Source organism: Parendozoicomonas verongulae, assembly GCF_009711465.1.
Lineage (GTDB): Bacteria > Pseudomonadota > Gammaproteobacteria > Pseudomonadales > Endozoicomonadaceae > Sansalvadorimonas > Sansalvadorimonas verongulae.
In genome coordinates this window covers 1-8,461 of the sequence record NZ_SMME01000740.1, presented here as the reverse complement: position 1 = coordinate 8,461, position 8,461 = coordinate 1, and the positions used below count along the sequence as shown (strand labels likewise).

Sequence of the window (8,461 nt, the reverse complement as noted above, 5' to 3'; positions counted from 1 at the left end):
TTCAGGCTCATTTCTGGATTGGAGAATACTGCTCGGTTGTGCATAACGGCCAATGGCACAAACGCATTCGGTGCTATGGCAAGTATGTGCCTCTTCGGCATAGACGTGGAAACTCGCAGTGTGCAATACGCCAGAATGACAGCTGGCAGGAATAAGAGGGCGGTGTGCAGGTATGAGCCTTTTTGTTCAATGGGTGAGCACCGGGCAAAAAGTAGTAGTCTGCAAAAAAAACGGGATGTAAAAAAGAAAATGCCGGATAACAAATGTCATCCGGCTAAGCAGGGATTTACCTGAAAACATCTAAAGATGTTGGAGTGGGAGGCATCTTCAGATAGCGAGGTCAGTTTAGGTTTGCGGTTCTGATCGTTACAGAGCAGGAATGAACACAAAATCCGAAAACTATGCCTATATTCTTGATAAATAACCGAAATTTGATTTATGTCAGGCTTCGGTGTTCTCTTCTTTTTCGTCGTCTTCTATCAGTTCCTGCAGCATGGATGTTTTGCCTTTGAAGGCTCGACTCAATGGCTCCTTATTGCGAGCCAGAAGCAGGCCGATCTCTTCAGCCAGCTCTTCATTCAAACCTTGCGAAGAAGAAATCTGACTTTGCAGAAAGGTGGACAGAGCGTCAGCAAGCTCCAGCATGCGGTCATGTTCTTCGGCGGCTTTACGATCTGCAAACATGCTTCCGTCCCGGTCACATTGCCACATAGGGATAACGGCCATCAGTGATCCTCAGGTTCATTAAAAGTTGCGCCTGCAACTGGTGTGATAGCAGGCGGTGTATGGGATAAATTATTTCCAAATTATTACTGTATAAAAGCACAGTATCTTGTAAAATGGAAGTGTTACGTAGTGATACGTAGTCTGTGGTGTCGTCAGTAAGTGTTTAGTGGTGTTTGGGTTGTGAAAATTCTATTTGTTTTTATTCGTTTTATTGATTAGGAGCAGGGTTTTAGAAGTTTCTCTAAGTATGATGACGCCGTTTTTTGAATACAGACTTTTATACATACTGAGGTTCCAAAGCGATCATGTCCGAAGTGGATAGCAGTGCAGGCCAACAGCCTGTGAAGCTGGAAGTGGTACAAAGCGGGCTGTTGGGCCTGAGACGCTCTCTGGGTAAAGTTCGTCTGCTACGCTCCTTTGGTTTTAATCTGGACTTTTCCAGTTTTCAGCAGATGGAACTGGGGCAGCGTTTACGATTAACATTTCATGGCGGCACAAACTCGCTAACAGAATTCTGTGGCTATATTGTTGATCATCAGGATAAAGGTCAGGAGCACGAATACTCTGTAGCTCTGGAAGCCGACGACGGCGAACTGGAAGAAATCAATCAATTGGTGGCCGCGGGGCTGGCCACACAGAAAGCGAGTGCAGGACAGAAAAGCTGGAATTGATAAAACAGAAACAATAAAACCGGGTGACAGCCAGCTCCACTTCTGGCTGAGCTGGCTTCCCGGAGCAGGCCGCCATACTAAACAAAAACAATGGTTTGGGTACTTACAATTACAGACAGGAAGACAGTGAAGGTCTAACCATATGGATAGTATGGCTGACCACCATGGAATTGTTTGTACCGTCATACTCTAACTTGTTTTCCTTTATGTATTTATGGCAGGTACTGGATATGGCTTCAAGGTATGGTTCTATATCACAAATTTCTCATACAACTCCCTCCGTAAACTGTGAGCCTGGTGCTTCCACAGATCACACTGCAGAACCTGAGGTGAGGCGCTCTCTCTGGAATATTTGTTCGCAACTTTGTTGTAGTTCCATACACGATGTGCCTGACTCATTATCAGATCGCGATCTGTCTGACTCAATATCAGATCGTGAGCTGTCTGACTCATTATCAGATCGCGAGCTGCATAGCCGGAGCACAAGCCCTATTGAAGAACCTCTTTATCTCATGGTTAAACCGGACGTTTTTGTTACTGCGAAACAACTTCCATTTCCTGCCCACCATGTTCCATACGGCCATAAACTGTCCGATGAATTCATTCAGTCGCTACAAGATCAGGACTATCAGGTGGAAACGGATGAGGATGTCGTACAGAGAGTGTTGAAAGACAACCTTGAAGCCGCTAAAGAGGCCCATGGGGATATGGGTCAAAAGAGTCAATACCGTGCGATATTTCATCGAGCAAATAAACGCTTCCAGACTGAGGACAGTAAAGTCGCAGCGTTAAATATCGCCTCTTCAGGTGTGATTGAAGAGTTTCCTCGGGCTGGATTTCTGGCAGCGCAGGGGGGGCGACAAACCATGGAAGACAGACATAAAGCTGCTCGATTTACCTTTGTCTCAGGAGAGAAAAACGTTCATGCCAGTCTGGTGGGTGTTTTTGATGGGCATACGAACAGCCTTGCGGCAGAACATGTGGAAATGGCAATTATTGATGTGCTGTCAGAAAATCTCGCACGCTATAACCCTGTGAAACTGAGTCCTGCTGGCATTCGTACAGCCCTTCGGACAACAATGGTTGACCTCGACAGGCAAATCTCAAGCGGAGGAACGACCGCTTGTGTCGCCGTTGCTATTGAAGACGTGCTTTGGTTCGTGAATGTGGGAGACAGCCGGGCTGTTCTTCTTAATCGCAATGGTGACTACTCAGCGCTGACTTTGGATATAGGGGGCGAGAGTATGTTGAACTTTTCATCCATGACACAGGAGGTGTGTAATAAAGGGCGGATGAGTGGAGTTAGCAACTGTTCCAGAAAGTTTACCGATATATTTCCTCTCGACCAGTATCCGGACATCCTCTCTGAACATGGAAAGAAAGTCATTGAACGGGGTGGAGAAATCATACTTTATTCATTTCAATATCGCTCCAGGAAGATAAACAATATCCCCCCGGAAGGCTTAGCCCTTCCGGTGTGGATGAACTACGCGTTTAACCTGTATGTCTCTAACCCTCTTAGCGATGATCCCCTCGCAAGGCGGATAGGTATGCCCTATGCTCTTGGAGATCATAATCTTGGTGGGGCTGTTGTCTCGGAATCCCAGGTAACTGCCCTGGAATGCAAAAATTTGAAAGATATTGATGACTTGTGGCTGGTGATTGGTTGTGATGGTTTATTCGACTGTGTGCACACACAAGAATACGCAAAACTTCTTCAGAGCGAATTGGCTGATAACTCTGATGTAGAAGGGCTTACCCTGGCACAGAAGGCTGCCACGCTGGCTATTGAGCGTGGCAGCACAGACAATATATCAGTACTCGTTTTACCCGTTAAATCTATGTTTGGCAGTGAGGTTCGCTCGGTTTCTCAGGTCGAACAAGCTGCACAACATGATACTGGGGTGAAGGGTGTGGCCGCAGAGCTTTAGATCGCTTTGGTAGGATCCTCCCCATAATATGCCCTGCGCAATATTTCCTTAATCTCCGTAATCAGCGGATAACGGGGGTTAGTTGATGTGCACTGGTCATCAAAAGCAGCTTCTGACAGTGAATCCAGATTGCTGAGGAACATGTCTTCAGGAACTCCGGCTTCCTGCAGAGATGGCGGAATACCCACATCATGCTTCAACGCCTCAACAGCTTTGATCAGGCTGATGACCTTCGCTTCGTTATCCTTGCCTTCCAGTTTCAGGTGATCGGCCACTGCAGCATACCTGCACTTGGCTACGGGGCGATCATACTGGGGGAAGGCGGCTTGTTTGGTAGGGTTGTCGGTGGCGTTATAGCGGATTACATAACTGATCAGTAACGCATTAGCGAGGCCGTGGGCCAGATGGAATTCACTGCCGATTTTGTGAGCCATGGAATGGCAAATACCCAGAAAGGCATTGGCAAATCCCATACCAGCAATGGTAGCGGCATTATGCATCTGCTCACGGGCCTTGGGGTTGCAGCTGCCTTCCTGACAGGCTGGACGCAGCCATTCGAATATCATGGTGATAGACTGCAGACAGTGGCCGTCTGTGTAGGGTGTCGCCATTACAGATACATAAGCCTCCAGCGCGTGAGTGAGTGCATCAACTCCGCCCCAGGAGGTGAGTGTACGAGGCATATTCATGACAAGGTCCGCATCCACAATAGCGATGTCCGGTGTCAGCTCGTAGTCTGCCAGTGGGTATTTGACCCCGGTCTTTTCATCGGTCACCACGGCAAAGGGAGTGACTTCTGAGCCAGTGCCGGATGTGGTTGGGATCGCAACAAACCTGGCCTTATCACCCATTCTCGGGAAGTGATAGATGCGCTTGCGAATATCCATAAAGCGCAGAGCCAGTTCTTCAAAGCGCACGTCAGGGTGCTCGTACATCACCCACATGATTTTGGCGGCATCCATAGGTGAGCCACCACCAAAGGCGACAATGACATCAGGCTGAAACTCATTCATCATGGCAGTACCTTCTGCCACAATAGCGAGGGTTGGGTCAGCCTCTACGCCAGAGAAGACTCTGACAGCTATACCGTGCTGACGCAGAACGCCGGTCACCTGACTGGCCATACCACTGCTGGCGAGGAAAGCGTCGGTGATAATGGCAGCCCGTTTACAGCCGTGAAGATCTTCGAGAGCAACTGGCAGACAGCCGCGGTTAAAGTACACAGATTCCGGCAGCTTGTGCCACAACATATTTTCCCGCTTCATGGCCACTGTCTTGATGTTTATCAGATGTTTGACGCCCACATTTTCACTGATGGAGTTTCCGCCCCAAGAGCCGCAGCCCAGGGTGAGGGAGGGCGCCAGCTTGAAGTTGTACAGGTCACCAATTGCCCCCTGGGACGCTGGCATATTTACCAGAATCCGCGCGGTTTTCATGGCCTGGCCATACTCTTCCAGACGTTTGGTTTGCCGATCCTGATCTGTGTACAGCACAGATGTGTGGCCGATGCCTCCCAGTGCGACCAGTTCAGCTGCCCGTTTTGTGGCTTCAGTAAAGTCTTTGGCTTTGTAGAGGGCCAGAGTCGGGGACAGTTTTTCATGGGCGAAGGGTTCTTTCTCGGTGGTGTCAGATACTTCCGCAATCAACACCTTCGTATCCTGTGGCACTTTTATGCCGGCAAGATCCGCAATCTTGACAGCCGGCTGACCAACAATCGCCGCATTCAAGGCACCGTCTTTCAGCAAGACTTTGGCGACTTTGTTAGCATCGGCTTTTTTCATCACCAGACCGCCATGATTCAGGAAGCGGTCCCGCACCTGTTTATACACACTATCAACGACAATGACTGATTGTTCAGAGGCGCATACAACGCCATTGTCAAACGTCTTACTCATAAGAATGGAGCTGACAGCCTGCTTGATATCAGCGCTTTCATCAATCACTACAGGGGTATTTCCTGCGCCCACACCAATGGCTGGAGTACCGGATGAATAAGCCGCACGCACCATGCCCGGGCCTCCTGTCGCCAGAATCAGGCTGATGGCCGGGTGCCTCATAAGCTGGCTGGAGAGATCAACCGATGGCTGATCAATCCAGCCAATAATATTGGCCGGCGCTCCTGCTTCTATAGCGGCCTCAAGGACGATCCTGGCCGCCGTACATGTGCTGTTTTTAGCCCGCGGATGGGGAGAGAAAATAATTCCGTTACGGGTTTTCAGTGCCAGAAGGGCTTTGAATATGGCGGTGCTGGTGGGGTTTGTGGTAGGTACAATACCTGCAATAACTCCGATGGGTTCGGCCACTTTAATAATGCCGAAAGTCGGGTCTTCTTCAAGAATGCCACAGGTTTTGTCATCCCTGTACTTGTTGTAGATATACTCGGAGGCAAAATGATTTTTAATCACCTTGTCCTCGATAATCCCCATTCCCGTTTCACTTGCAGCCTGCTTGGCAAGACTGACGCGGGCATCCGCCGCAGCCAGAGCGGCATTGCGAAATATGGAATCTACCTGTTCTTGAGAAAACGTGGAGTATTGCTGTTGTGCGTCCTGTACTGATTCGATGATCTGTTCAAGTTGCCGGTTGTCGTCTGTGGTCATGGTGACGCCTCCCTGATGGGGGAAAGTAATCCACGGTTAGGAGGAGAAAGAATAGTCGATGGGCAGGGAACAAGCAGATTTCTCATACGCTTCTATACTGAGCGGTCTTTTGCTTCTGCCTTTAAGGAATAAGCATGTCTCGACCGACTTTTACTGCTCTCATTTCGGCCATGATTCTGCTGGCTCTGCCGCTCTCCGGGCAGGCTGAGTTGCCCTGGCTGGTGGGTGTGGGGAAAAGTGATATTACCGGCCCTGCTTACGGTGTGGGGCTTATGGGATATGGCGAGGCGTCACAGGTGGCTGTAGGCATACATGATCGTATGTGGGCCCGTGCTTTTCTTATAGCTGACAGAGCCTCCCAGAAAAGAGTGGCCGTGGTGGTGGTCAGTGCCGCGATGGTATATGGCAATGTGACCCGCGAGGCTGTGCGACGTCTGCGGCAGCTATATGGCCCTGTGTATGAAGATGGCAATATTCTGATTGTGGCGGATCACACTCACAGCGCCAATGGCGGGCAGGGCGGCCATTTTATTTTCAGTATGTCGGTTCACGGGTACTTTCCTGATGCTTTTGAGGCAATGGTTGGTGGCATAGTCGATGCAGTGAGTCAGGCCCATAAAAGCCTTGCTCCCGGAAGAGTGCTTGTGAATCAGGGGGAGCTCTATAACGCCAGCGCCAATCGTGCTCTCAAAGCCTTCTTTCGCAATCCGGAAGCGATTTCTATGTGCTCCGTGGACCCGGAAATGCTGGTGATGAAATTCGAGCAATGCCGCAAACCCGTTGGCATGCTGGGATGGTTTGCCACCCACGGTGTGTCTTTTCCCATGAACAATCTGCTGATTTCCAGTGACAACAAAGGGTATGCAGCAGCCCTGATGGAAAAGGAGATGGGCAATGACTTTGTTGCGGCTTTTCCTCAGACGAATGCTGGCGATATGACTCCTAATCTCTTTTTAAACGGAACGGGGCCTGGTTCGACACCGGAAGAGAGTGCTCGCATCATTGGGCGGCGTCAGTACCAAATGGGATCGAAACTCTTTGCAGAAGCGACTCAGGAGTTAACAGGACCGCTGGACTGGCAGCATGAGTATGTAGACTTCTCCCGATTGGCTGTGCCGGAGTCGTTAACTGGTTTGCCTCATCCTGTACAGACCTGCCCTGCCGTAGCCGGTTATGCCTTTGCTGCCGGTACTCGTGATGGCCGGCCATCCCCCTGGAATATTCTTTTCAGGGATGAGGAGAAACTTCCCAGATTTCCATGGACCTTTATCAGCTCCTGGCTCACCGGGTTGACCCCCGAGATCAGTGCCTGCCACACCCCAAAAGTGTCTTTAATTGCTTTGGGGGCACCCCATGATTTTCATTACATTAACACAGCTTTGAACTCCGCTTTTGGGGGGAGTCTTCCTCCAGAGATAGCTAATTTAAGCTGGGCTCCACAGGTTATCCCTGTGTCTTTAGTGCAGATTGGAGGTCTGGGGCTGATTGGTGTTCCTGCGGAGTTTACGGTTGTCGCAGGGCGCAGGCTTAAAAATACAGTAAAGTCTGAAACAGGAGACAGGTTCTCCAATCTGGTTCTGGCAGGCTATGCCAATGATTACAGCCTCTACGTTACTACGCCGGAAGAATACCAGGAGCAGTTGTACGAAGCCGGAGCCACACTGTTTGGCCCCTGGACATTGCCTGCCTACCAGAGCGTATTTGCACGTCTGGCTGGTAATTTGGTAGAACCCGGTCGGTTTGAGCCCTCAAGAGCCGTACCCGATGATTTGTTCCGCTTTTACCGTAAGGTGGATATGCCTGAATTTGTGTGTGGCGGGTATGGGGAATACGGACGGATGTTATCAAGCCAGCCGGATGTAATATGGGCTGGGCAGAAAGTGCGTGCCTGTTTTACTGCAACCCATCCCAGGCTGGCTATACGTCGCCTCAAAAGCTTTATGACAGTGGAAAAACAGAACAAAAGCCACCAGTGGTTTGAAGTTGTTAACGATGATGACTGGGATACCCGTTTTGTATGGCAACCAGATTACTCCGGCTCCCATTCTGGCGAAGCCTGTGTAGAGTGGCATGTACCTTATGATGCTGCCCCCGGTACTTACCGATTAGGGCACCATGGTATCTGGCGCAGCCCTCAGGGAGCCATGGTGCCCTATTTTGGTTACACCAAAAGCTTCAGGCTGATGTATGAGGGGAGTGGTGGAATGATGCTGGTGATAGCCCGGAGGAATCTGGAGAAAGGCGCGGGACAGTTATAATCAACGCTTTCAACCAATGATTCGAGATGCCATTTGAAGCGTGACCAGCTAAAGCGTGAACTATGTGGGCGGTGTGAAGGGCCTGTATTCCACCGTCGAGGCAACAGTTGCGTTGCTGGCGGAGGTGAAGCACTCGCCAGAGTCATGCCAGCAAATGCTCAACACTTTTGAACGGATGGTTCAGCTCCAGATTGAGGCTATGGGGAAAGATATCTGGTCTGCGAATTACGGACTTCTCAACAGGCTGCTAGGGTCTGTTGAGGTTTTATGATCGA

General features: G+C 50.0%; 5 protein-coding genes. 3 read left to right on the top strand and 2 right to left on the bottom strand.

The genetic code is table 11. The features are described from left to right. Positions 1 to 441 precede the first annotated feature (441 nt). On the bottom strand, positions 442 to 726 hold the full coding sequence (locus E1189_RS04615; protein ID WP_155158884.1) for a YebG family protein: 285 nt from the start codon (positions 724 to 726) through the stop codon (positions 442 to 444). Between the two features lie 305 nt (positions 727 to 1,031). On the opposite strand from E1189_RS04615, the gene E1189_RS04610 reads away from it, so the two are divergent. After that, entirely contained in the window at positions 1,032 to 1,397 is a 366-nt protein-coding gene (locus E1189_RS04610) for a hypothetical protein (RefSeq protein WP_155158883.1), read from the top strand. Between the two features lie 512 nt (positions 1,398 to 1,909). Beyond that, the gene (locus E1189_RS04605) at positions 1,910 to 3,328 is read left to right on the top strand and encodes a PP2C family serine/threonine-protein phosphatase (RefSeq protein WP_196221203.1); all 1,419 of its coding nucleotides are present in this window, start codon (positions 1,910 to 1,912) and stop codon (positions 3,326 to 3,328) included. On the opposite strand, the gene adhE is transcribed toward E1189_RS04605, so the two are convergent. Then, positions 3,325 to 5,928, bottom strand: coding sequence for a bifunctional acetaldehyde-CoA/alcohol dehydrogenase (gene adhE, locus E1189_RS04600; protein WP_155158881.1), 2,604 nt, complete (start codon positions 5,926 to 5,928; stop codon positions 3,325 to 3,327). The genes E1189_RS04605 and adhE overlap by 4 nt on opposite strands. A gap of 134 nt (positions 5,929 to 6,062) precedes the next feature. Between adhE and E1189_RS04595 the strand changes: the two genes are divergently transcribed. Further along, complete coding sequence (locus E1189_RS04595) at positions 6,063 to 8,186, top strand: neutral/alkaline non-lysosomal ceramidase N-terminal domain-containing protein (RefSeq protein WP_155158880.1); 2,124 nt, start codon at positions 6,063 to 6,065, stop codon at positions 8,184 to 8,186. Positions 8,187 to 8,461 lie beyond the last annotated feature (275 nt).

What these genes read in the sequence shown, in the direction of transcription:
- adhE (WP_155158881.1), bottom strand. Translation starts at nt 5,928, where the DNA reads ATGACCACAGACGACAACCGGCAACTTGAACAGATCATCGAATCAGTA.
- E1189_RS04595 (WP_155158880.1), top strand. Translation starts at nt 6,063, where the DNA reads ATGTCTCGACCGACTTTTACTGCTCTCATTTCGGCCATGATTCTGCTG.
- E1189_RS04610 (WP_155158883.1), top strand. Translation starts at nt 1,032, where the DNA reads ATGTCCGAAGTGGATAGCAGTGCAGGCCAACAGCCTGTGAAGCTGGAA.
- E1189_RS04605 (WP_196221203.1), top strand. Translation starts at nt 1,910, where the DNA reads ATGGTTAAACCGGACGTTTTTGTTACTGCGAAACAACTTCCATTTCCT.
- E1189_RS04615 (WP_155158884.1), bottom strand. Translation starts at nt 726, where the DNA reads ATGGCCGTTATCCCTATGTGGCAATGTGACCGGGACGGAAGCATGTTT.